17 protein-coding genes are annotated in these 25412 nt (G+C 64.0%); 6 read left to right on the forward strand and 11 right to left on the reverse strand.

What is annotated here, in order from left to right; all coding sequences use genetic code 11:
* Positions 1-291: 291 nt before the first annotated feature.
* From M2D63_RS16985 to M2D63_RS17025, 9 genes are all read right to left on the reverse strand, one after another.
* Positions 292-582 carry a hypothetical protein gene (locus tag M2D63_RS16985; protein ID WP_285864107.1) on the reverse strand — a complete coding sequence of 97 codons (291 nt, stop codon included), beginning with the start codon at positions 580-582 and terminating at the stop codon, positions 292-294.
* A 70-nt stretch (positions 583-652) separates the two neighbouring features.
* Positions 653-6931, reverse strand: coding sequence for a hypothetical protein (locus M2D63_RS16990; protein ID WP_285864108.1), 6279 nt, complete (start codon positions 6929-6931; stop codon positions 653-655).
* A gap of 284 nt (positions 6932-7215) precedes the next feature.
* Positions 7216-8619 (reverse strand): amino acid permease, encoded by a 1404-nt coding sequence (locus tag M2D63_RS16995; RefSeq protein WP_285864109.1) that lies wholly within the window; start codon positions 8617-8619, stop codon positions 7216-7218.
* A gap of 204 nt (positions 8620-8823) precedes the next feature.
* Positions 8824-11079 (reverse strand): ATP-binding protein, encoded by a 2256-nt coding sequence (locus M2D63_RS17000; RefSeq protein WP_285864110.1) that lies wholly within the window; start codon positions 11077-11079, stop codon positions 8824-8826.
* Complete coding sequence (locus M2D63_RS17005; protein ID WP_285864111.1) at positions 11076-11849, reverse strand: ABC transporter substrate-binding protein; 774 nt, start codon at positions 11847-11849, stop codon at positions 11076-11078. The genes M2D63_RS17000 and M2D63_RS17005 overlap by 4 nt, the downstream gene beginning before the upstream one ends.
* A gap of 5 nt (positions 11850-11854) precedes the next feature.
* Entirely contained in the window at positions 11855-12571 is a 717-nt protein-coding gene (locus tag M2D63_RS17010) for a response regulator (RefSeq protein ID WP_285864112.1), read from the reverse strand.
* A gap of 69 nt (positions 12572-12640) precedes the next feature.
* Positions 12641-13285, reverse strand: coding sequence for a TetR family transcriptional regulator C-terminal domain-containing protein (locus M2D63_RS17015; RefSeq protein ID WP_285864113.1), 645 nt, complete (start codon positions 13283-13285; stop codon positions 12641-12643).
* A gap of 132 nt (positions 13286-13417) precedes the next feature.
* On the reverse strand, positions 13418-14179 hold the full coding sequence (locus M2D63_RS17020; RefSeq protein ID WP_285864114.1) for a class II aldolase/adducin family protein: 762 nt from the start codon (positions 14177-14179) through the stop codon (positions 13418-13420).
* 73 nt (positions 14180-14252) lie between these two features.
* A complete protein-coding gene (locus tag M2D63_RS17025) occupies positions 14253-15290 on the reverse strand; it encodes an ABC transporter substrate-binding protein (RefSeq protein WP_285864115.1) in 1038 nt (345 codons plus the stop codon).
* 182 nt (positions 15291-15472) lie between these two features.
* On the opposite strand from M2D63_RS17025, the gene M2D63_RS17030 reads away from it, so the two are divergent.
* Genes M2D63_RS17030 through M2D63_RS17040 form a run of 3 tightly spaced genes read left to right on the forward strand, consistent with a single transcriptional unit; the run spans position 15473 to position 18851 of the window.
* Positions 15473-17422 carry an FAD-dependent oxidoreductase gene (locus M2D63_RS17030; RefSeq protein ID WP_285864116.1) on the forward strand — a complete coding sequence of 650 codons (1950 nt, stop codon included), beginning with the start codon at positions 15473-15475 and terminating at the stop codon, positions 17420-17422.
* A 46-nt stretch (positions 17423-17468) separates the two neighbouring features.
* Positions 17469-18074 carry a cupin domain-containing protein gene (locus M2D63_RS17035; RefSeq protein WP_285864117.1) on the forward strand — a complete coding sequence of 202 codons (606 nt, stop codon included), beginning with the start codon at positions 17469-17471 and terminating at the stop codon, positions 18072-18074.
* Between the two features lie 30 nt (positions 18075-18104).
* Positions 18105-18851 carry an enoyl-CoA hydratase gene (locus M2D63_RS17040; RefSeq protein WP_285864118.1) on the forward strand — a complete coding sequence of 249 codons (747 nt, stop codon included), beginning with the start codon at positions 18105-18107 and terminating at the stop codon, positions 18849-18851.
* Positions 18852-18936: 85 nt separating this feature from the next.
* Here the strand turns inward: M2D63_RS17040 and M2D63_RS17045 are convergent, their stop codons facing one another.
* Positions 18937-20112, reverse strand: coding sequence for a porin (locus M2D63_RS17045; protein WP_285864119.1), 1176 nt, complete (start codon positions 20110-20112; stop codon positions 18937-18939).
* 337 nt (positions 20113-20449) lie between these two features.
* Between M2D63_RS17045 and M2D63_RS17050 the strand changes: the two genes are divergently transcribed.
* Both M2D63_RS17050 and M2D63_RS17055 read left to right on the forward strand, forming a co-directional pair.
* A complete protein-coding gene (locus tag M2D63_RS17050; protein ID WP_285864120.1) occupies positions 20450-21520 on the forward strand; it encodes an enoyl-CoA hydratase/isomerase family protein in 1071 nt (356 codons plus the stop codon).
* A 16-nt stretch (positions 21521-21536) separates the two neighbouring features.
* Complete coding sequence (locus M2D63_RS17055; RefSeq protein WP_285864121.1) at positions 21537-22688, forward strand: acyl-CoA dehydrogenase family protein; 1152 nt, start codon at positions 21537-21539, stop codon at positions 22686-22688.
* 123 nt (positions 22689-22811) lie between these two features.
* Here M2D63_RS17055 and pedF read toward each other — a convergent pair whose 3' ends face one another.
* Complete coding sequence (gene pedF, locus M2D63_RS17060; RefSeq protein WP_405310421.1) at positions 22812-23198, reverse strand: cytochrome c-550 PedF; 387 nt, start codon at positions 23196-23198, stop codon at positions 22812-22814.
* A 310-nt stretch (positions 23199-23508) separates the two neighbouring features.
* Between pedF and exaA the strand changes: the two genes are divergently transcribed.
* Positions 23509-25380 carry a quinoprotein ethanol dehydrogenase gene (gene exaA, locus M2D63_RS17065; RefSeq protein ID WP_285864123.1) on the forward strand — a complete coding sequence of 624 codons (1872 nt, stop codon included), beginning with the start codon at positions 23509-23511 and terminating at the stop codon, positions 25378-25380.
* The last annotated feature ends 32 nt before the right edge of the window (positions 25381-25412 follow it).

Here is a 25412-nt window from a genome sequence, read left to right on the forward strand (position 1 = left end):
GCTCGATCGCAGGCTTCGCCAGCTCCCACAAAGACAATTGCGCCTACCCGTGTAGCCGCTGCCGAGGAACGAGGCTGCGATCCACTGCGCAGCAGTCGCAACCCGGTCACTTCGTTGTCCCTGGTATACCGCAGTCGCCGGGCTCTGCGGCCGTTATACGGCCGATCGCAGCCTAGCGGCAGCGGCTACACCTTCAGGCAATCAAGACAGTGCTCCTACCTGGTGACTGAACAAATCCTGAGGGAGCTGGCGGAGCCTGCGAAAGGGCTGCATAGCAGCCCCCGACTTCACTCACAAGCGCCAATGCCGCTTGCCGCTTGCCGCTTGCCGCTTGCCGCTTGCCGCTTGCGATCGATGATGATGATGATGATGATGAAGTACACCGCTTAACACACAGCGAAAGAACCAAAAAAACCAGCACAACGAAGGCGGCGAGATCTCATCCATCGCCAGGAACACGAGCAGCGAACTGCACAGAGTGTCGGCGGCAACGAAGCAAGTCACCACCACCACGCGCACAGCCTGGTCGGCGTCATGGGCATCGAGCAAGGCGTGGAGGTTTTTCAGGCTGAAGGACGTCACAACTTCGCACAAGTCAAAACTAAAGGGCCATCCCGAAGGGATGGCCCAAGAGCACAGTGCAAAAAATTACTTATGTGAAGGTCATGTATTTGGTGAAACGTGCCCAACTATAACCCGGCAGCTCAAAGGTTATCCCATATGTCCCTGGTACCGTACTGACCACATCAAAGTAAATATCCCCTGGTTCCCCTACAGCACTACCGTGCAGCGTGATATGCACCCTTTGTCCCGCGTAGCCGACGATCTGAAAGTGACTTGGTATGCTGACTATCACATGACTTAATGGAGCAACATAATAAATCTCAGTGTCGTAACACACGCGATTTCGGCTTCGACCATTGGCTCTGGCGGATTGAGCCAACATTGCCCCCACACGGTGTATTCCAGAGTACCTGTCCCACGGGAATTTACCGGTAAATTGCAGTTCGGCTGTGACCGAAGGTTTACCGGTTCTTCTCGCTGTGACGGTTGTGTAGGGGCTTGTAGCGCGGAGCATCTGATGTGCTTCACCGTTTTGGTCGAGGGTGACTTGAAGCTGTTGCGCTCCCCCGACAAAACTTGCTCTCGACCCAGCGACTAACGTCGCGACTTCACCGGGGCTACCTATCACCGTGACACTGTTTGTTTCCTTCGGATGGATCCAGTCGGTTGGCAGCGCAGTGCTCTGCATCCCAAGACTAGAAACGGCCAGAACGAAAGTAGCAACGTTCATTTCATATGCCTTTACAGGCGCTTCGATCGCTGCGTCGAAGTCATCCTCTCCTGCGGTATTAACCGCCGCATGAATGGTCAATTGCGTACCATGAGAAAGTGTGTCCAGTTCTGCTCTCGGAATAGACCATCGAAACCCTTCGACGGTCTCATCCGCGGATACAAGCTCAGCCTCTACAAGCGGTAGTTGCCAATCCGTATTTTGACCTTGGGTTCCGCGTAGCGTGATCCAGATGACCTGACCTTGCACTATACCTTGCCACGGCTCAAGCCTAAGGGTTGCATCGCCCTGGAAAGCCGCCAGTTCCAGGACAATCCCCCTGGCCTCTTCAATGAACGGCGCGACGAGTTGAACCTGTACCAGGAAAATCTGGTAGTGCCGCTGCGGAAACACAATAGCCTCGTCGTCCCCGGCGTCCTCATGCAACACCACCTGCATTTCCAGGCGAATACGGCTTTCATGCGCAAAGCCTTGAAGCTCGGCACGCGGTAACACCGCGCGTATGCCCAGATCGACCTCACCGGGCGCAATGGCCTGCCGTTCAGCCAATGTAATGATCTTTTCACCACCGGCTTCGTCCACTCCAATGCAACGCAACCAGTAGTATTGCCCTTCGTTGATACCGACCCAGGGTGCGACGGTCACCAATGCATCGCCGGGGAACAGCAACAGGTCCAGCCTATCGCCCCTGGCCTCTTCGATCAGCGGCTGCGGCGGATTGGTCAACACCGGTCCGATCCACAAGTTCAAGTAATCCGAGTTCCGGCTTCGCTCTCCTGGCTCCCTGACCACATAACGCACCCGCACCGGCCGGTTCAGGCTGGGCAGGATATTCTCTTCAGGTACGCCAAAGTACTCATCCCGGGCGCTTTGCACCGGTAGATAGTCGAACCAGTTGCCCGCCACCACCGGACTCAGCCATTCCAGGTGGATGGTCTGCCCCTGGGCCATGCCGGTGTAGAGCGGCACCAGGGTACTGGCCACGACAATGCCGACCGGATCGAGCACCCCATTCTCGGCCTCTTCCACCTCGGGCCTGATGAACTCCGGCGCCGGTTCGCCCACCCAGACTTCCAGGCGCTCCGACTCCCAGGGCTCTCCCGAGGCATTCTTGACCTGGAAAAACAACACCAGGCTACCACCGGCAATGGCCACCAGATGCACAGGGTCATGCCAGACAAACACCACTTCTTTGCCCACCTGGGCACCCGTCAGCCGTCGCTCTTCCATGTAGACATATTCGTTGCCATTGGCCTTGGTGCCCTGCCACACCACCCGCACCTCCTGCCCGGGGAACATCGCCAACCACGGCGGGATTCTGATGACCACGCGGCTCAAGGTATCGGGCAGGTAATCCTCGTCACGACCGTCAACGTCGGGCCTGACCAACTGCGTCGCCACGCCCCGTACCCCCACCGCTGAAGTCTTGGAGGGAATTGGCGTTGGGAAGCCATTGCGCACGACTCTGTAGGAGACATAAGCCAGCCCACCGGCAATGGCCTGGATCAATGCATTGGCAACGCGAAACTCCACGCGGCGAGCCGGCGGCATGCTGGGCAACGGATCTGATAGTTGCTCATGGACCGGCAATGCCACCGCGTCACTGGTAAAGCCGCGCCAGACCAGCCTCAGGCGATCTCCGGCGATAAATCGAGGGAAGTCGGCAACCACGGTGACCGTGACATCCTGCGGGCCAAGCTCCCCCAGTTCGATAAAGCCCTCGCTGTCCAATGGCTCGACCGCAGGGCGCGGCAACAGGAAGGCACTGATTTCCACGAAGGCGTAGCTAGGCAGCGAGGCACCATCGGACGGGTTGCCGACTTCATCTTCAAGCCAGTACAACACCAACAGCTCTTCGGAATCTCCGGCCTCCTCGATGGTAGCCAGATCGACGTACACAGAAATGATTGTGCCGACCTCTCCCGGTTGCACCACATGCTGCACCTTGACGCCACCCCAGCTCAGGTTGAGCCGGTCGCCCACTTCCATGAAGCGCCATGGGTAGACACTGACCGAAATCCCCTCCTGGGCGGCGTTCCAGTCGATGATGCCGGGCGGGATGATCGGGAACATCAGACCGGTGTGGTGCGGGCTGCCCGGATTCGGATTGGGCCCGCCCGGCAAGCTGCGCTTGACCTTGATGAACAGCTGCGCCGACGCATAGTCGTTACCGTTGGCCGCCCTGACCGTGAACCACACCTTGCTGTTGCCATTGGGAATACGCCCGGGCGGCACATAGATGAACACCAGCTCGTGCCGGTCCTCCGGCTTGACCACGTAGGGGAACGGCGTCACCGGGGTGGCTTCGTCGCCCCAGTAAATTTGGATCTCGTCGCCCGCCTCCATGCCCAGGTAAGGTTCGACGATCACTTGCAGGCCCTTGGGGTCGTTCTCCAGGCCCGGCTTACCGATCCCGCCGTGCAGGCCATCCGGGTGATCGACGTACTCGCGCAGGTTGGGAATGCGCAGTGCACTCAAGTCCAGCGGTTTGATCTGGTTGACCCGCATGAACCAGGGCCGCGGATCGCCGCCCGCGGCCCTGGGCGAGTAGTTGGAAGCCAGGCTGGAGAAGTACAGGGTCTTGCTGAAGCGCGTCCAACTGCCGCCCTGGGGCAGATGGAAGGTCAGGGTGACTTCCTCGGCCACGCTGTCGACCACCTCGAACTGGCAGTCGCCGGACAGCTCTGTCAGCGCCAGGCTGGCAATCTGCCCGGGATGGCCTGGAATACTGGCGCTGCCGCTGAGCTCGACCTGCACGTAGGTGACATCGGCAAAACCCCGGGCATCGAAACACACACGGTTGCCCGCGCGCCCGTTGGCCAGGGCGCCGGCGGCGGCACGGGCACGTACGCCCTGCTCGTCCTGCTCCTGGTCGAAGACGAAGACGTCGCTGAAGCGCACTGGCACGTAGCGCGGCGCCACGCCATCGATCAGCGCGCTGACCAGCACGGTTTCGGCAAAGGCATCGCCAAGCCAGGCGCTGAACTCGCCGCGGCTGTCGAGGGTAAAGGCCAGTTGCTGGCTGTCATTGTCGAACTGCGCCGAACCATTGACCGACAGCGTGCCCTGGGCGCCCGGACGACCGATGAGGGTGAGGCCGCAGGTCTGGGTTTTCAATGACCAGTCCTGGGGCAAGGCCGAGGTGGCCAGGCCCAGGTCGGAGACCATGATATGCAGTTGGCCCTGGCGTACCTGGTAGCTGCGCACGGGAAAGTCCACGGTTTGCCCGGCATCGGCCGTGGCGCCGAAGTTCACCTTCAGGTGCAGGCTCAGCTCGGCGCCATCCGCCAGCGCGGTGAGAAACGCTCGGGGCAGCTCGACCGAAAGGCCATTGAGCGTCGAGGCGTCAATGACACTGGCCACCAGCAGTGGCTGCACGGCACTGCCGCTACGGGCTTCGAGCCACACCCGCTGGTCAAGGGCAATAAACGGCCAGGGCGCGGCGGTGACCGTGGCCGGGCCATCGAAGCTGTCCAGCTCCAGCTCGCCGCCAACGGCCTGCTCGATGGTTGGCTTGACCAGCGCATCTGCCGCCGGTGCCCGTACCTGGACGCTCAGCACCGGGGAATCCAGGGCGGGCAGTTCATTGCGCAGCACCTGGTAGCTGATACGCACCTGGCCGTTGATATTGGCCCCCACCGCCGACGGCGGCACACTGGCCATGATGAAGCCGCTGTCGCTGCCTGGCCGCTCGATCAGCGCCGGCGTGCCGACACCTGGCGCGCCTTGCCAGAGCAACTGGACACGATCGCTGGCACGCATGCCGGTGTAGCTGATGCGCACCTGGGCACCGTGCAAGCCGAGCATGGCATCGTAGCTGCCGCCTTGTGCGCCGGTCAGGGTGGGCAGCGTCAGTGTCGGCGCTTGCGAGCGGATTGCGAGGTTCAGCACCTGGGACGGCAAGGGCCGCCCATCGCGCGGTTCGACCTGATAACTGACCTGCACCGCGCCGCCCAGGCTGGCCTGCACCACCGCTTGCGGCACGTTGAACAGCAGTGCCGTACCCGGCTGGGTCACGGTTTGCACCAGGCTGACCGTTCCCGCCGCATCGGCGCCTTGCCAGGTCAGGGTGACGGTGTCCTGGACCAGCATCACCGGGTAGTCGACACTGACTTGCACCCCGCCAGGGAAAAAATGCGGATCGAGCTGATTCCCGGGAGCCTCCACGCCTGGCAGCGGCAGCAGCCCCGCCGTGCTGACCGTCAAATTCAGCGGCGCCGACTCGCGGTAGCCGACGCTGCGCGAAGTGGCCATGCGTACCCGGTAGTAGAGTTTCACCGAGCCCGACTCCAGCAGGCGAATGTGCTCCGCCGCGACGTTGATCGCGATGGGCGCATCCGAGCCGGCCTGTTGGGCGCTGACGGTGCGGACCTGTTCATGCACGGTCGGCTTGCCGTCGAACATGGTGCCCAGCCATACCAGCACGATCTCGTGGCCTGCCGTGCGCCCCAGGTATTTGGGAATCATGACCGTGGCCCGTGTGGCGTCGTAGGCCAACTCGCCCTCCACCGCCTGATTGACGCTCGGTGCCTGCAGCGCCTGTGGCTGCCCCTTGACCCCCACGGTCAGGCGCTGCGAACGCAGCTCGCCGCTGGCCGTCACCAGGGTATAGGACACCACGGCCAGGCCGTTGGCCAACGCCCAGAGCTTGTCGTTGGCGATGCTGAACACAATCACCTGGGGAAGCTGACCACGGATGACCTGCTCAAGGTCGGTATGGGTGGGCAATCCGGAGTCGATGTAGCCGGTAAAGCGCAGTTTGACCTGGTCACCCACCGCAAAGTCCGGGGCTTTGGCGTTTACCGCAATCAGCAGCGGCGCGTCGCCCTGCGCTTCCAGATCAAGATAACCGTCGCTGTCGACCCCCTGCACCGCCGCCACGGGCAGTTGCGCAGTGCCGGTGTCGACCACGATCGACACATGGGGCGCCCAGGCCTGGCTGGTGTTGTACACCAGGTCATGCACCTCCCAGCTGACCACCAGGTTGGGGCTGTCGCCCGCTTCCAGGATGACGCTGCCCGGGACGTTGATGACCACCGGGTGATTGATATCGGCCTCGCTCAGGGTGTAAGTGCGCATGATGCCGCCCCAGCTGAGGCGGATCACATCGCCGACGGCCTTGTTCTCGTAGTGGAAGATGCGCACATCGACCCCGGCTTCCAGGTGCGCGGCGGTCACCGGATTGGCGGCCACCTCGGCCGCCACCAGGCCCTGGTGGCCAGGCGCAGGATCGATGTCCTCGCCGCCGGGCCGGGTCAGCTTGACCCACACCGACAACGATCTTGCGCGCTGGTACTCCAGGCCCTGGCGGGTGAAGGTGTAGTACAGGCGTTTCTCCCCCGGGGTGAAGCGGTCGGCGGCCAGGTACAGCGACAGCGGCCGGTTCAGGTCACGCTCGGCAACCTGCAATGCCGGTGCAATCGGCGCCGGCTCGCCCTCCATGAACACCTGCAGCAGGTCACCGACCTGGGCGTCGCGAAAGGTTGGCACCGTGGCCAGCACACCGAGCACGCTGGTGGCCAGGGTGTCGATGCTAACGCCGCCGTCAAAGCCCTCGACGGGGGTGGCCATGCGATAGATCGCCAGTGGGCTCAGTGTGGTGCGCACAAGGTTGGTCGGTGCTTGTAGGTCATTCATGGCAAGGCCTCGTCTGCAGGAAGTACAGCCTCGACCCTACGCAATAACCGCAATGAGAAAGGGTCGACCGGGGGAAAGTCGACCCTTATTCAATACCTCACTTTGGAGCCCAACAACTGACAGAAATACCAGGTGGCGAGAACACTGGACTGGATGACGAGCGCTGCGCGCTCGATCGCAGGCTTCGCCAGCTCCCACAAAGACAATTGCGCCTACCCGGTTACTGCACAAACCCTGTGGGAGCTGGCGAAGCCTGCGAAGGGGCTGCAAGGCAGCCCCCGACTTCACACCGACGGCGCCAACACCGCCTGGCGCTTGCGATTGATGATGAAGTACGCCGCGTAACACACTGCAATGAAACCAAAACCCCAGTACAGCGAAGGCCGCTGGGTCTCGTCCATCGCCAGGAACACGAACAGCGAACTGCACAGGGTGATGCACAGCAGCGGCACCAGCGGGTACAGCGGTGCGCGGTACTTGAGGTCGGCCAGCTTGCCGCCCTCTCGCAGGTAGCTGCGGCGGAAGCGGTACTGGGCCAGGGCAATGACGATCCAGGTCACGGTGCCGGACATCCCGCTCACCGCCATCAGCACCATGAACAGGGTGTCGGCGGCGACGAAGCTGGTCATCAGCGACACCAGGGCAAAGCACAGGGTGATGCTCAGGGCCCGCAGCGGCACGCCGCGCTTGCTCAGCGGCGACAGGCTTTTCGGCGCCATGCCGGTCTTGGACATGGCCCAGAGAATGCGGGTGGAGGCATACAGGCCCGAGTTGCCCACCGAGAGGATGGCAGTGAGGATGACGAAGTTCATCAGGTCGGCCGCATAGGGAATGCCGACCATGTCGAACACCTGCACGAACGGGCTTTCCATCAGGCCGGCCTGCTGCCACGGCACGATCGCCGAGAGCACCACGATGGCCAGCACGTAGAAGATCAGCACACGGAACACCACATTGCGCACGGCGCGGGGGATGCTCTTTTCCGGCTGGTCGGTTTCACCGGCGGCCACACCCATGATCTCGCAGCCCTGGAAGGCATAGACCACGGTCATCATCACCGCGAACACCGCAGACAGGCCATTGGGGAACATCGAATCGCCAATCAGGTTGTTCATCATCGGCGCCGGTTCGCCGCTGCTCAGCGGGATGGCGCCGAAGATCACCAGCACGCCGACGATGATAAAGCCCAGGATCGCCGCCACCTTGATCCCCGAGAACCAGTACTCCGCCTCACCGAAGGCGCGGGTGGCCAGGGCGTTGAGGCCGAACAGCACCACCACGAACAGCGCCGACCAGTACCAGATCGGCACCTCCGGGAACCAGCGCACCATCAGCATGCCGGCGGCGGTAAACTCCAGGCCCACGGTGGTGGCCCAGCTCATCCAGTACACCCAGCCGATCATGAAGCCGGTGGCCGGGCCGATGTATTTGGTCGCATGGGCCTGGAACGAGCCGGACACCGGCATCTGCACCGACAGCTCACCCAGGCAGACCATCACCAGGTACATCAGAAAGCCCGCCACCAGGTAGGCCAGGATCGCGCCCATGGGTCCGCCCTGGTTGATGGTCACGCCCGAGCCCATGAACAGCCCGGTGCCGATCACCCCGCCCAGCGACAGCATGAAGATATGCCGGCTCTTGAGCGCGCGGGTCAGGTGAATGCCTTTACGTTCGGTAGATTCACTCATGTCGGCACCTCAACTGTGGCTGAAGTGCGAAAGGGACAAGGGATACGGCGAGGGACGATCAGCTTTGCGGCAGTTCATTATTATTATCTCCAATAAGCTTCGAAGACCGCGTGCTCTGCGGTTGACGTCGATTATTGGAAAGCGATGTAAGGTGCTGTTGTACGTAAAGATCGAAGATGTAAAAAGTCGTAACTTTTTTGTACGTCAGCCCTGCAGCAGCTGTTCCAGGGTCTCCCTGGCCTGCTGCATTTGCGCGTCGAGCGGTGCATTCAGGCCCTGTACGGCCAGGGGGTCGTTGCTCAGCGCCGCTATTTCCAGGCGGCGCAACACGCCGGCCAGCCCGCGAAAACCCAGGGAGTCGCTGCTGCCGGCCAGGCGGTGGGCCAGGTGGGTGATCTCGGTAAAGTCCATGGCCTTGAGCGCTTCGCCCAACGCCGCCTGATGCTGCTCGATCGCCTCGTTCAACACCGCCAGCAGGCCCTGGACCTTCTGTTCGCCGAGCAAGGTGCGGTGGGTTTCCAGCAACGCCCAGTCCATGCCCGGGTCGGCCTCTTGTTGCTCGACCACCGGCATCTCCTGCGCCAGCGCCTGGCGCAGGCTCTCCAGTTTCAGCGGCTTGGCCAGGATGCCTTGCATGCCGGCATCCAGGTAACTGCGCACCAGCGCCGGCTGGACACTGGCAGTCAACGCCAGGATCCGGCTATCGCGGTTGGGCCCCGGCGATGCACGAATCTGCCGGCACAGCTCGACCCCGCTGATGCCCGGCAGGTGCACGTCGAGCAGGATCAGGTCGAAGCGTCGCTGGCTGCACAGCACGCGGCCCTGTTCGGCCTCCTCGGCCAGCCACACCCGATGGCCGTCGCGGCGCAGCAGGCCACGCACCACCTCGCGGTTCAGCTCCACATCCTCGACCACCAGGATGTCCAGGGCGGCGACCGGATTTGCCCTTGGCAGGGAAACGGCGCTGTCGCCGGAACCTTGCAGCTCGACCTCGAACCAGAAGCAACTGCCCTGCCCTTCATGACTTTCAAGGCCGATGCGTCCGCCCAGCTGTTCGACCAGGTGCTTGCAGATTGCCAGGCCCAATCCGGTGCCTCCGTACTGCCGGGCCACCGCCTCACTGGCCTGGACAAAGCGGTCGAAGATCCTGGCCTGCATCGCCGGGGCAATGCCAATGCCGTTGTCGCTGACGCTGATACGCAGGTGCTGGCGCTCGCCCTGCTCGCCCAGCACCTCGACCGCGACCTTGACCTGCCCGGCCGCGGTGAACTTGATGGCGTTGGCCAGCAGGTTGCTCAGCACCTGGCGCAGGTACTGCTCGGCACCGTGCTGACGCTCGGCCAGGTGCGGGTCGATGCGGCACTCCAGGGTGCTGCCGTTGCCCAGGGCCCGGGGTTCGAGCAGGGTCATCACTTCGTCGCACAGCTGGCGCAGGGAGAAGTCCACCGGCTCCGGGCGGCTTTCGCCTTCTTCCAGGCGGGCGAAGTACAGCACTTCATTGAGGATGGTCAGCAGGCCTTCGGCGGCTTTGTACAAGGCCTCCAGGCGCTTGCTGTCCTGGCCGTGCAGCCCGGCGCCGCGCAGCAGTTCGGCCATGCCGAGGATGCCGTTGAGCGGTGTGCGCAGTTCGTGGCTCATGGTGGCGAGAAAGCGCGACTTGGCCAGGTTCGCCGCCTCGGCGTCGTCCTTGGCGCGCATCAGGCTGGCGGTGCGGCGCTCGACCATCTTCTGCAGCTCGTCGCGCTTGTCCTGCAGGGCCAGGCGGTCTTCTTCACGGCGCTCGATATCACTGAGAATCGCCCGGCGCATGTCGTCCAGGGCGTTGGCCACCGTGTCGATCTCGTCGGGCCGCGCCGAACGGCGCTTGGCCAGGCGCAAGGGTTCCTGCCAGTCACCGGCGCCCACACGCCGGGCGAACTCGGCCATGACCTTGAGGTGGCGCGTCACCAGGCGATAGAACAAACCCGACAAGGCCACCGCCAGGCCGCAGAGGAACACGCCCATCCACAGCAGGCTGGTCAGCCCGGTGGCGAACAGGCGCCGATGCACCGCGCCCAGGTCGATGCTTACCTCCAGCTCGCCCAGATGGCGCAACGGCCCCGAGGGCGGCTGGAAGTCCAGGGCGAAGCGCTCGATGCGCAGCGGCCCGGGCGGATTGGCCTCGCCCTGCAGCAGGTTGAAATCGCTGCTGGTCAGGCGCACCCGGGCCACATCGGAGAAGTCCACCAGGCCGCGCAACTGCACATTGAGCTGCTCCTGGTCGAGGTCCCAGAGACTGCGTTCCAGGCTAGCCAGGTAGCCGCCGCGGATCAGCGCCATGCGCGCGTCGATGTCACGCATCTCGCGGCGGTACTCGAAATACAGCTGCACGCTGCTGGCCAGCACGGTGAAACACAGGCTGAACAGCAGGATGAACAGCAGCAGGCGCCGCAGCAAACCGCCCGGGTGCAGGCGCTTCATCGGGCATCCGCCGGCAGGTTGATCATGTCGCGGTAGGTGACTTCGCTTTGTGCAAGCCACTGCTCGATCTCGCCGGCATCGGTCATGCGCTGCAGCTCCTGGTCGATCTGCGCCATGCGCTGGCTCAGCTCGCTATGGCGCGACACCGCAACGCGCAGGTAATCCACGCTCAGGGCCCTGGGCAGTACCTGGATGTCCTCGGCGCCCGGCAGGCGCTCAATGTACAGCTGGCCGGTGCGCCGCTCCTGGATGACGAAATCGATGCGCCCGCGAATCAATTTGCCGAAGTTCTGCTGGCTGGACGACACCCATTCGATGTTCTGGTGGCGGGCGACGAAGCGATCGAACTCGGCCCCGTAGCTCTCGCCGAACAGCAAGCCACCCCGGTAGTTGGCCAGGTCTTCCAGGCGCTCGAACTTCACCGGGCGCTGGCGATTGAAGAACACCGCGACCTCTTCGCGCAGCACCGGCACGCTGGAAAAACGCATGCCCTGGTCGCGCTGGTCGCTGTTGTAGGCCAGCACCACATCCACCCTGCCTTCGGCGGCATCGAGCAGGCAGCGCTTCCAGTTGCCCAGCACGACGATTTCCACCTCATAGCCCAGGCGCCCGAACAGCTGGCGGACCACGGTCGGCGCCAGGCCGCGCACCTGCTTGCCGTCGCTCCAGGACACCGGCGGGTACACCGGGTAATCGCAATAGCGAATGCGTTCACCCGCCTGTGCAGACAGGGCCAGCAACAGCGACAGCAGCCCGAACAGGTGACGCATGGCTGTCAGGCCGCCACGCTGGCGGTGAACAGGTAACCGGCGCCGTGAATGGTGATGATCAGTTGCGGCTCGGCCGGGTCGTCATGCAGCTTGCGTCGCAGGCGGCCGACCAACACGTCGATGGAGCGGTCGTTGGGCACCCATTCGCGGTTGCGGATCTGGTCCATCAACTGGTCGCGGCTCAGGGTGTGGCCACTGTTGCGCAGGAACACACTGAGCAGCTGGAACTCGCCATGGGTCAGCAAGGTTTCGGCGCCCTGGGCGTCGATCAGGCGGCGGCGGTCGACGTCCAGCGCCCAGTCGGCGAACTGTTTCAGGGTTTGGGGGCTGGCCACTGCCGGGCGCGATGCCTGGGCGTGGCGCACACGGCGCACCAGGTTCTTGGCCCGCGACACCAGTTCGCGAGGGTTGAGGGGCTTGATCACGTAGTCATCGGCGCCACATTCCAGGCCGACGATACGGTCGATGTCGTCGTTGCGGCCGGTGATGAGGATGATGCCGACCTCCGAGCGCACCCGCAGCTCACGGGTCAGGGTCAGGCCGTCCTTGCCCGGCAGGCGGATGTCGAGCATCACCAGGTCGACGCTGTGGCTGGCCAGGAACTGCTCGGCCTGCTCGGCGGTGTCGGCGCAGTGGACGTCGTAGCCTTCCCGGGACAGGTAGGCGTGCAGCAAGTCGCGAATAAGCGGATCGTCATCGACGATCAGTACCCGAGGCGTCATTGCGTGTTGTCTCTTATAGGAATTGTTCTATGACTCGCGTCAGCAGCCTACCCCTTGTTGAACAACCGATCAACAGCCCTCGGTCAGGGTGAAGCGCCGCCGCCCGCCGGCCTGCAGGCCGTCGACCCAGGCCTCGCAGATCTGTATGCCCTGCTCCGGGGTGAAGGTACCGGGGTTGAGGCCCGACTCCAGCCACAGGCCGTCAAGCAAGGCGCTCAGGCTGATGGCCGCGAGATCCGCATCGAATGCCTGCCAGCCCTCTTCCCGGGCCAGGTCGCGCAGCAGCCGGCCCAGCTCGTTGCGGTATTCGCCGTAGGAGTGATCGTGCACCTGGTTGATCGCCTCGGCGGTCTTTACCGCGCCCCAGAAGGCCAGCCAGGCGTCGAGCAGTTGCGGGTCGAGCAGCTCGGCGCAGAACGAGGCACGAAAGAACGCCGACAGCCGTTCGCGGGCGTTGGGTGCGGCCTGGGCCATGGCCTCGCGGATCAGGCCCATGACCCGCCCGGTGACCGCCATGTAGGCTTCGGCCACCAGTTCGTCCTTGCCCGAATAGTGGTGACTGATCAGCCCCACCGAAACACCCGCCTCGGCGGAAATCTTGCGGATCGAGGCGCCCTGGAAGCCATGGCGCTTGAGGCACACCAGGGTCGCTTCGACCAGGTTGGCCTTGCGCAATTCCGGGACCATACGGCTGTAACGGGCTTCCTGGGTCATGGGCGGGTCTCGAGGGGACTGTAAAAATATTCAGCGGCCCTTTCGCGGGGCCAGCCCGCTCCTACAGGCCGGAGGAGCGGGCGTGCCCCGCGATAAGGCCGCATAGCTGAACGACTGTACAACAAGTATCGATCAGTCGCGATAGCCCGGTGCCACCCGATCCAGCAACCGCAGCAACGCCGCCCAGGCCAGTTGCATGCCATCCGGATCGCTCAGCTCGCCCTCTTTCAACGGCCGCGCCGGCTCGTTGAACTGGCGCTCGGTATGGGTGCAGACGGCGTCCGGCGGCAACAGGATCTCCCCCGCCGCCTGTGCCGCCAACTGGATCTCGCAGGCTTTTTCCAGGTAGTACATGCGCAGGAACGCCTGGCTGACCGTCTCGCCCACCGTCAGCAGGCCATGGTTGCGCAGCATCAGCACCGGTTTGTCGCCCAGGTCATCGACCAGGCGCCGCTGCTCGTCCATGTCCAGGGCGATGCCTTCGTAGTCGTGGTAGGCGACCTTGCCGTAGAACTCCATGGAAATCTGGTTGACCGGCAGCAACCCGCACTTGAGCGCGGCCACCGCGCAGCCAGCCTTGGTGTGGGTGTGCAGGACGCACTGGGCATCCTCCCGGGCACCGTGGATGGCACTGTGAATGACAAAGCCCGCCGGGTTCACCGGATACCGGGTCGACTCCACGGCACGCCCCTGCAGGTCGATCTTGACCAGGTTGGAGGCGGTGATCTCATCGAACATCAGGCCGTAGGGGTTGATCAGAAAGTGATGCTCGGGCCCGGGAATGCGCACCGAGATGTGGGTGAAGATCAGGTCGGTCATGCGAAAGTGCGCGATCAACCGGTAGCAGGCGGCCAGTTCCTGGCGCAGACGGATTTCCGTTTCAGTCGGGTTCATTGGTTGTTGTTCTCAGGCTGAGGGCTGGGCTGACAATAGGGCTGGACATCGCTCGATGTCCAGCCACCGCGGGTTACTTGCTGGCCCAGGCGTTGAAGCGCTCCTCCAGTTCGTCACCATGATCGACCCAGAACTCGACGTTCATCGACAAGGCCCCTTCAAGGTTCTGCTTGGAGGTCGGCACCCAGCTGGCCAGGGCCGGATCGAGTTGCGCCGCGGCCTGGGTATTGGTCGGGCCGTAGGGAATGGTGTTCACATAGCGCACCTGGGTGTCCGGCTGGTTGGCGTAGGCGATCAGGCGCTTGGCCTGGTCGGCATGTTTGGAGCCCTTGATGATCGCCCAGTAGTCCATACCGTACAGGCTTTGCGGCCAGACCAGGGCCAGGGAGCTGCCCTGCTGCGCGGCCACGGCCACCCGGCCGCTGTAGGTGGAGGTCATCACCACATCGCCGGCGCTGAGCCACTGCGGCGGTTGCGCACCGGCTTCCCACCACTGGATATACGGCTTGAGTTCGGTCAGCTTGGCGAAGGCGCGATCGACCCCTGCGGGCGTGGCCAGCACCTTGTACACGTCCTCGACCTTGACCCCGTCGGCCATCAGGGCGAATTCCAGGTTGTACACCGCGCGCTTGCGCAGACCGCGCTTGCCAGGGGTCTTCTTCACGTCCCAGAAGTCGGCCCAGGAGGTCGGCGCCTGGGCCAGTTTGCTGCGGTCGTAGGCGATCGCCACGCTCCACACCAGGGCGGCCGAGCCACAGGCCTGGGCGGCATCGGGAATCAGCTGTTCGGCATGGCCCAGGCGCGCCCAGTCCAGCGGCTCGTACATGCCCTCGTCACAGCCACGCATCAGGTCCGGGCCTTCGATCTGCACCAGGTCCCAGTCGACGTTGCCGGTGTCGACCATCACCTTGATGCGGGCCATTTCGCCGTTGTATTCGCTCTGGATCAACTTGCTGCCGTCCTGGGCACTGAAAGGCTGGAAGATCGCCGCATCCTGGGCTTTCTGGCCGGCGCCGCCGTAGGCGACCACGACCATGTCCGGTGCTGCCTGGGCGCTGCCAATACCGAGTGCCAGCAGCCAGGGAGACAGTTTGAGCAGGTTCGATGTCATCAGTGGTTCCTCATGCTGGTACCACGCCGGGCGTGGTCCGTTTTCTTGTTGTGTGAGGTGTGCCCCAGGACGCGGGGTGATTCGAACGCTAGTCAAAGCCAAGTAAAAAAACAAGTTGATTTTTTACTGGCGGTACACTTCTATAGAAAAAAATAACAACACCCCGCTGGAGCCTGCGCAGCATGTCGACCTTCACGCACCTGTTCGAACCGCTGGAAATCCGCGGCAAACGCTTGAAAAACCGCATCATGTCCAGTGGGCACGACACCTCGATCCCCACCGACAACCTGGTCAACGAGCGCCTGATCGCTTACCACAAGGCCCGCGCCGAAGGCGGTGTCGGCCTGATCGTGCTGCAGGTCGCCGGGGTCCACGACAGCGCCCGCTACACCTCCCATGTGCTGATGGCCACCGACGATGCCTGCATCGAGGGCTACCGTCGCCTGGCCGAGACCTGCCATGCCCACGGCACCGTGGTGCTGTCGCAGATCTTCCACCCGGGGCGCGAGATCATGGAGTCCAGCGATGGCTTGCTGGCGGTGGCCTACTCGGCGTCGGCGGTGCCCAACGAGCGTTTCCGGGTCATGCCCAGGGCGCTGGACCAGGGCATGATCGACGAGATCGTCCAGGGCTACGCCGATGCCGCCCGGCGCCTGCACCAGGCCGGCATCGATGGCGTCGAGGTGGTCGCCAGCCATGGTTACTTGCCCGCGCAATTCATCAATCCACGGGTCAACCGCCGCACCGACGGCTACAACGGCGAACTGGAGCAACGCCTGCGTTTTCTGCGTGAAGTGATCGCCGCCGTGCGCGACGCCACCGCCCCCGACTTTATCGTCGGCCTGCGCATCAGCGCCGACGAGCGCGACGCCGAGGGCCTGACTGAAGACGAATCCCTGGCCGCCGTGCAGGCGCTGCAGGCTTCGCTGGACTATGTGCATATCGTCGCCGGCACCTCGGCCTCGCTTGGCGGCGCCATCCATATCGTCCCGCCGATGGCCATCGAAGCCGCTTACTTGGCCCGCGAAGCCGGTACCTTCAAGGCCAGCCTGTCGATCCCGCTGTTCGTCACCGGACGCATCAACCAGCCCCAGGAAGCCGAACTGATCCTCGCCCGTGGCCAGGCCGATGTCTGCGGCATGACCCGCGCCCTGATCTGCGACCCGCAGATGCCGGGCAAGACCGAAAGCGGCCGGGTCGAAGATGTGCGCGCCTGCATCGCCTGCAACCAGGCCTGCATCGGCCACTTCCACCGCGGCCTGCCGATCTCCTGCATCCAGCACCCGGAAACCGGCCGTGAACAACAGTTCGGCCAACTGCAACCGGCCACCACACGTAAACGCATCATGATCGCCGGAGGTGGCCCGGCCGGCATGAAGGCCGCGGCAGTGGCGGCGGCCCGTGGGCATCAGGTGACCTTGTATGAAGCCAGCGCGCAACTGGGCGGCCAGGTGCAGCTGGCGCAACTGCTGCCGCGGCGCGCCGAGTTCGGCGGGGCTAGCACCAACCTGCAGCGCGAGATGCAACTGGCCGGGGTCGAGGTGGTGCGCAACACCCGGGTCGATCGCGCCCTGGTCGAACGTGAACAGCCAGACCTGGTGATCGTCGCCACCGGCGCCGAACCCTACTGGCCGGCCTTCGAGCGCGGCGGCGAGCTGCAGGTGGTGGACGCCTGGCAAGTGCTGCGCGACGAGGTCAGCCTCGGCCGCTCGGTGCTGGTGGTCGACTGGCGCTGCGACTGGATCGGCCCGGGCATCGCCGAGCGCCTGGTACGCGCCGGGCACCAGGTGCAACTGGCGGTCAACGGTACCCATTGCGGCGAAAGCCTGCCGCTGTACGTGCGTGACCAGATGGCCGGCGAGCTGCACAAGCTCGGCATCCCGATCACCCCCTATGCCCGCCTCTACGGCTGCGACGACAACACGGTGTACCTGCAACACACCGCCAGCGGCGAACCGATGATCTTCGAAGACATCGACACCCTGGTGCTGTGCCAGGGGCATCAGCCGGTGGACACCCTGGCCGATGAGCTGCGCGGTGTGGTCGAGGTCAAGCGCATCGGCGACTGCCTGGCCCCGCGCACCGTCGAAGAAGCTGTCTACGACGGATTGAAGGTCGCCTGGACCCTGTGAGGCTGTTTATACTCCGGCGTTTTGACCCTGCGGTTCGGAGCACGCCATGAGCAACAGCAGCAAGACGCCGCCCGCGGCGAGCCAGGAAGGCACCGCCGCCCCGCAGTTTCTCGGCACCCGCATTCGCGGCCTGCGCAAGCGCCGGGGCATGACCCTGGCCGAGCTTGCGCAGCAGAGCGAGCTGACCGCCGGCTACATCAGCCAGCTGGAACGCAACCTCTCCTACCCGTCGATCCCAGCGCTGTTCAACATCGCCCGCAGCCTGGGCGTGACTATCCAGTGGTTCTTCGCCAGCGAAGCCAATACCGATCCCGACGACAACGGCTACGTGGTGCGCAAGCACAGTCGCCTGAGCGTGCACTACGAGGACGGCATCGTCGACCAGCTGCTGACCCCGCAGCCCAACCGCCAGCTGGAAATCCTCCACTCGCGCTTTCCGCCGGGCACCTACAGCCAGGAGAGCTACAGCCACGAAGGCGAAGAAGCCGGCTACCTGCTGGCCGGCAGCTTCGAGCTGTGGGTGGGCGAGCGCTATTTCCAGCTCAGCGAAGGCGACAGTTTCAGTTTTTCCAGCCAGGAGCCACACCGTTACGGCAACCCTGGCGAAGTGGATGCCGTGGTCATCTGGGTGATCACGCCACCGACCTTCTGACCCTGCGACAACAACAATAAAAGGCACTTCATGAACGACCTGATCACCCGCGAGCTGGACCAGGGCCTGCTGACCCTGACCTTCAACCGTCCCGACAAGCTCAACGCCCTGAACAACGCCATGTACCGCCAGCTGGGCGACCTGCTGCTGGCGGCCGGCGAAGACCCGCAGGTGGAGGTGATCCTCATCACCGGCGGCGCGCAGTGCTTCAGTGCCGGCAACGACCTCAAGGACTTTCTCGACAACCCGCCCAGCGACATGGACAGCCCGGTGTTTCGCCTGATGCGGGTGGTCATGGCGTTGGACAAGCCACTGATTGCCGCCGTCTCGGGCGCGGCCATCGGTATCGGCACCACCCTGTTGCTGCACTGCGACCAGGTGCTGGTCAGCCGCACGGCCAAGCTGCGCATGCCCTTCGTGCCCCTGGGCCTGTGCCCGGAGTTCGGCTCCAGCCTGTTGCTGCCGCGCCTGCTCGGCCATGCCCGCGCCGCTCGGTTGTTGCTGTGCAATGAATTGCTCACGGGCGAAGAGGCCGTTGCCTGGGGCCTGGCCAACGAGCTGCACGACGATGGCGAGCAGTGCCTGGCCGCGGCCCGGCAACTGGCGGCGCGTTTGCAAGCCTTGCCGCAGGACGCGCTGCGGCTCAGCAAGCGCTTGCTCAAGGATGCCCATCGGGCGGAGCTGGAAGCCACGGTGCAGCGTGAGGGGCTGTTGTTCATCGAACGCCTGCATACCCCGCAGGCGAAAGCGGCGCTGAAGGCGTTGGTCAAGGCGTAGGAGCGGGCTAGCCCCGCGATATGGCGGTGCGTTCAATCGCGGGACAAGCCCGCTCCCACAAAGACAGTTGCTCCCACAGAGCCCGCTACCAGGTCAGCACCGCCCCCAGCGCCAGGGTGTCGGTGTCCTCGTTCTGCGCATCACCCTCGTGGCCGTCAATCTCGAACTGGTTGTACTCGGCCACCAGTTTGAGGTGGTCGTTGATGTCATGGAACAGGGCAACGCCACGGGTCTCATAATCGGCCCCGGTGTTCACCGCACCATTGCCGTCATCCTTGGTCTTGCCGTAGGACAGCGCCAGGCGGTTCTTGCCGAAACGGTAGGAGCCCTGCACCAGGTAACCGGTGCTGTCCACCTCGCGCAGGGTCGCTTCGCCGGCGTTGTTGGTAAAGAATGGGTTGATGCCCTTGGCCGTGAAGCCGGAACCTGCCAACGACCAACCGCCCATTTTCGCCTGCACACCGTAGCCAACACCCTTGGAGGTTACCGAGTCGACACTGCTGTCGGTGTTGTCCGAGGTCTGGTAGCTGCCGTTGACCCAGCTGTAGATCTGCGCGCCGCCCAGGTCGAACTGGTAGGTGATCTCGCTCTCGGTGCGCGGGTTTTCCTGGTAGGCCTTGCCCACTTCGCTGTCGTCATTGGTGTCGACCGGGTCCATGATGCCCACGGCCACCCGCAGCCCCTCCATCACCGGCGTGCGGTAGGTGATCTGCGAGGTGGGGAACGGGTATGGGTAGCCGCTGCCGATGTTGCCGAACGACACCCCGCCGCCATCGACCAGGCCCAGGGTGTCGCTGACCTGGCCGTAGCCGGCGAGCAGTTCGTCAAGCAGGATGTTGGAACGGGCGAACAGGCCGAAGTCCTTGCCGATCAGCACTTCGCCCCACTCGGGGTTGGCCACGGTGCCATAGAACTGACGCACGTCGATGGCGGTGTCGGTGCCGTTGGTTTCGCTGTCGTTGATGGTCACCCAGAACGAGGCGCGTGCCCCCAGCTTCAACTCATCGGCCTGGCGGCTCATGTTGAAGCCCAGGGTGTTGGGCAAAAAGCCCATCTTCACCCGCGACTGGCGCCGGTCGTACTGCTCGCCGGCGCGATCGATGTCGCTGTTGACGTAGAAGGCGTTGATGTAGCCGTCGGTGGAAAAGCTGGTCTGGTCCTTGTCATAGAGCATGATGTCGGCCCAGGCAAGCGAGCCGAGGCTCATGGCCCCCAGGCCAGTCAGCAGGGGCAGGATACGGCGGTTGTTATTGTTGTGCATGACGCTCTCCGCGATCAGGGGAACCGATGTCGGAGGCGATTATCGAAAGCCATGCCGCAGGGCCATACGCTGCCTTGGCGGCACAAAGCCACTGCTTTGGGCCGGGCGTGTGCAGGCCTGACGGACGGAACTACGACCCTGCCCGCCCGGGTCGCAAGGCTAAAGTGTCTGCTACGGGTCCGGAAGGCGCGCCTGGCGTGCAAAAATGCAGACTCAAACTGCAGTTTTATCGATTGTACTGGGCAAATTTGCACTGCTAGGATCCCCCGATCCTCTAGCGCTTATCCAGATCGTGATAATTCACGTGGAAAATCAATAACAAAGCAGGGAGACAGCGATGACCGCGCACGCGCAACCGCCCATCGAGGCGACCATTCTGGCCGAGGTCCGTAACCACATCGGGCACTTGACCCTCAACCGCCCCGCCGGCCTCAACGCCCTGACCCTGGACATGGTCCGCCGCCTGCAGCAGCAATTCGACGCCTGGTCGAACGACCCGCAGGTCAAGGCCGTGGTCCTGCGTGGCGCCGGCCCCAAGGGCTTCTGCGCCGGCGGCGACATCCGCTCGCTATACGACAGTTACAAGGCCGGCGACAGCCTGCACCGGGATTTCTTCGTCGAGGAATACGCCCTCGACCTGTGCATCCATCGCTATGAAAAGCCCGTCCTGGCCCTGATGGACGGCTTCACCCTGGGCGGCGGCATGGGCCTGGCCCAGGGCGCCGAACTGCGCGTGGTCACCGAGCGCAGTCGCCTGGCCATGCCGGAAGTGGGCATCGGCTACTTCCCCGACGTAGGCGGCAGCTATTTCCTGTCGCGCATTCCCGGTGAACTGGGGACTTACCTGGGCGTCAGCGGCGTGCAGATCCAGGCCGCCGATGCGCTGTACTGCGGCCTCGCCGACTGGTACCTGGACAGCAGCAAGCTGGCCCTGCTGGACGAGCGCCTCGATACCCTGAAGTTTGGCGATCACCCGCTCAAGGACCTGCAAGGCGTGCTGGCCAAGCTCGGCACCCAGACCCTCGACGACGCCCCGCTGGCCCGCCTGCGCCCGGCCATCGACCACTTCTTTGCCCTGCCCGACGCCAGCAGTATCGTTGAACAACTGCGGGCCGTGACCGTGGCCGACAGCCACGCATGGGCACTGCAAACCGCCGACCTGCTGGAGACTCGCTCGCCACTGGCCATGGCCGTGACCCTGGAGATGCTGCGTCGCGGCCGTCACCTGGGCCTGGAAGACTGCTTCAAGATGGAGCTGCACCTGGACCGGCAGTGGTTCGACCATGGCGACCTGATCGAAGGCGTGCGCGCCTTGATCATCGACAAGGACAAGCAGCCGCGCTGGAGCCTGGCCTCCCTCGCCGACCTGAACCGCTCGCGCGTCGACCAATTCTTCGAAGGCCTGTAAGGGCTGGAGTACGCAGATGCAAGACCTTGAACTGACTGAAGAACAGATCATGATCCGCGACATGGCCCGGGATTTTGCCCGCGGCGAGATCGCGCCCCATGCCCAGGCCTGGGAAAAGGCCGGCTGGATCGACAACGACGTGGTCAAAAAGATGGGCGAGCTCGGCCTGCTGGGCATGGTGGTGCCCGAGCAATGGGGCGGCAGCTACACCGACTATGTCGCCTATGCCCTGGCCGTGGAAGAAATCGCCGCTGGCGACGGTGCCACCGGCGCGCTGATGAGCATCCACAACTCGGTGGGCTGCGGCCCCCTGCTCGCCTACGGCAACGCCGACCAGCAGCAGACCTGGCTGCAACCGTTGGCCACTGGCGAGGTGATCGGCTGCTTCTGCCTGACCGAACCCCAGGCCGGCTCCGAGGCGCACAACCTGCGCACCCGTGCCGAGCTGCAGGGCGACCAGTGGGTCATCAACGGCGCCAAGCAGTTCGTCAGCAACGCCCGTCGCGCGGGCCTGGCCATCGTCTTTGCGGTCACCGACCCGGAACTGGGCAAGAAAGGCATCTCGGCCTTCCTGGTGCCCACCGACAATGAAGGCTTCGTGGTCGATCGCAGCGAACACAAGATGGGCATCCGCGCCTCCGACACTTGCGCGGTGACCTTGAACAACTGCCGCGTGCCGGCCGCCAATATGCTCGGCGAGCGTGGCAAGGGCCTGGCCATCGCCCTGTCCAACCTCGAAGGCGGACGCATCGGCATCGCCGCCCAGGCCCTGGGGATCGCCCGGGCAGCCTTCGAGGCGGCGCTGGCCTACTCCCGTGACCGTATCCAGTTCGGCAAGCCGATCAACGAGCACCAGAGCATCGCCAACCTGCTGGCCGACATGCAGGTGCAGATCAATGCCGCGCGCTTGCTGATCCTCCATGCCGCGCGCCTGCGCAGCGCCGGCAAGCCGTGCCTGAGCGAGGCGTCACAGGCCAAGCTGTTCGCCTCGGAGATGGCCGAGCGGGTGTGTTCCAAGGCGATCCAGGTGCATGGCGGCTATGGCTACCTGGAAGATTATCCGGTGGAGCGCTACTACCGCGATGCGCGGATCACCCAGATCTACGAAGGGTCCAGTGAGATCCAGCGCATGCTGATTGCCCGGGAGCTCAAGCACTACGCCTTGTGACACAGCTGCAGTCGGTGGGAGCGGGCTTGCTGTGGGAGCGGGCTTGCCCCGCGATTGCGGTGTGTCAGCCACATCGAATCGCGGGGCAAGCCCGCTCCCACAGCATGCCCGCGCCTACCAGGGTTACTCGGTGACGTGCACGCTGTCCAGGTAACTGCGCACGGCCCACAGCGCCTCCTGGCTCAGGTAGTCGGCCATCTTCGGCATGTACACCCGGCCATCGCGCACAGCGCCGTTGCGCACCCGCTCGACAAACCACTCATCTCCGGCAGCGCCTTCATCGAGCAGGCGCAGGTCAGGGGCAATGCCGCCGGACTTGGCCTCGAGCCCATGACAGGCCGCGCAGTTCTGGTTGTAGGCCGACGCACCAATCGCCACCGCCTCGTCGTGGTCCTTGCTATTGCGATAAGGGTTTTCCGTTCGCCACTCTTCGCCGAGTTTCTCCAGATTGCCGGTATTGACTGCCGTCGGTGTGACGTTGCCATGGGCGAGCACCACGGCGCTGCTCATCAGGCTGCCGGCCACGATCAGGCTCAACCAGGCGTTTTTTGCTGTTGTCATTGTTCTGCCCTCGACTGCTGTTTGCACGCGAACCCCTCTCGGCTGAAAGGTTGTCCGACAGCTTAGGCAGCCGCCGCTGCGCCCCCCATGCTGCTTTGGAGGTCGCGTTCTACTCCCTTGGTCGTAGGGCTTGAGGAGCAGTGCCAAATCAGGGGCCGTTTGGGAAGTATTCCCGCCGTGAGCGGGAGTTTTTCCGTATCAAGCAGGGCGCTGGCGTTCCAGGCTAGACAGGCCAAAACCTTCACTGGGAACTCCAACCATGACAATAAGATCGTTACCCACCACTCGCTCACCACTGTCTGCCGCCGTGCATGCCGTATTGCTGTTCGGCACCCTGGCCCTGGGCACCCCTGCCTTCGCCCAGCCGGTGAGCTGGGAGGACATCGCCGACGACCACAAGAGCACCGGCAACGTGCTGCAGTACGGCATGGGCACCAACGCCCAGCGCTGGAGCCCGCTGGCCCAGGTCAACGACAAGAACGTGTTCAAGCTGACCCCGGCCTGGTCCTACTCCTTCGGCGACGAGAAGCAGCGCGGCCAGGAGTCCCAGGCCATCGTCAACGACGGGGTGATCTACGTCACCGGTTCCTACTCGCGGGTGTTCGCCCTCGATGCCAAGACCGGCAAGCGCCTGTGGACCTACACCCACCGCCTGCCCGACAACATCCGCCCGTGCTGCGACGTGGTCAACCGCGGGGCAGCGATCTATGGCGACAAGATCTACTTCGGCACCCTCGATGCCCAGGTGGTCGCCCTGAACAAGGACACCGGCAAGGTGGTGTGGAAGAAGAAGTTCGGCGACCACGGCGCCGGCTACACCATGACCGGCGCCCCGACCCTGATCAAGGACCAGAAGAGCGGCAAGGTGCTGTTGATCCATGGCAGCTCCGGCGATGAGTTCGGCGTGGTCGGCCAGTTGTTCGCCCGCGATCCGGAAACCGGTGACGAGGTGTGGATGCGTCCCTTCGTCGAGGGCCACATGGGTCGCCTGAACGGCAAGGACAGCACCCCCACCGGCGACGTCAAGGCGCCGTCCTGGCCGGATGATCCGAGCACCGAGACTGGCAAGGTCCAGGCCTGGAGCCATGGCGGCGGTGCCCCGTGGCAGAGCGCAAGCTTCGATGCCGAGACCAACACCATCATCGTCGGCGCCGGCAACCCCGGTCCGTGGAACACCTGGGCGCGCACGGCCAAGGATGGCAACCCGCACGACTACGACAGCCTGTATACCTCCGGCCAGGTCGGCGTCGACCCGAGTACCGGCGAGGTGAAGTGGTTCTACCAACACACCCCCAACGATGCCTGGGACTTCTCCGGGAACAACGAACTGGTGCTGTTCGACTACAAGGACAAGGACGGCAAGCAGTACAAGGCCACCGCCCACGCCGACCGCAACGGCTTCTTCTATGTGGTAGACCGCACCAACGGCAAGCTCAAGAACGCCTTCCCGTTCTCCGACAACATCACCTGGGCCAGCCACATCGACCTCAAGACCGGACGTCCCGTGGAGAACCCTGGCCAGCGTCCGGCCAAGCCCGAGCCCGGCCAGACCAAGGGCAAGCCGGTGGAGGTCTCGCCGCCGTTCCTCGGTGGCAAGAACTGGAACCCCATGGCCTACAGCCAGGACACCGGGTTGTTCTACGTGCCGTCGAACCAGTGGAAAGAGGAATACTGGACCGAGGAGGTCAACTACAAGAAGGGCTCGGCCTACCTGGGCATGGGTTTCCGCATCAAGCGCATGTATGAGGACCACGTCGGCTCCCTGCGCGCCATGGACCCGAGCACCGGCAAGATGGTCTGGGAACACAAGGAAAAACTGCCGCTATGGGCCGGCGTGCTGGCGACCAAGGGCAACCTGGTGTTCACCGGTACCGGCGATGGCTACTTCAAGGCCTTCAACGCCAAGACCGGCGAAGAGCTGTGGAAATTCCAGACCGGCAGCGGCATCGTCTCGCCGCCCATCACCTGGGAACAAGACGGTGAGCAGTACATCGGTGTCACCGTCGGCTATGGCGGCGCGGTGCCGCTGTGGGGTGGCGACATGGCCGAGCTGACCAAGCCGGTGGCCCAGGGTGGTTCGTTCTGGGTGTTCAAGATTCCGGCCTGGGATACCAAGACCGCCCAGCGTTGACCGCATCGCGGGGCAAGCCCGCTCCTACCGTA

This window comes from Pseudomonas sp. BJa5 (assembly GCF_030272875.2).
Lineage (GTDB): Bacteria > Pseudomonadota > Gammaproteobacteria > Pseudomonadales > Pseudomonadaceae > Aquipseudomonas.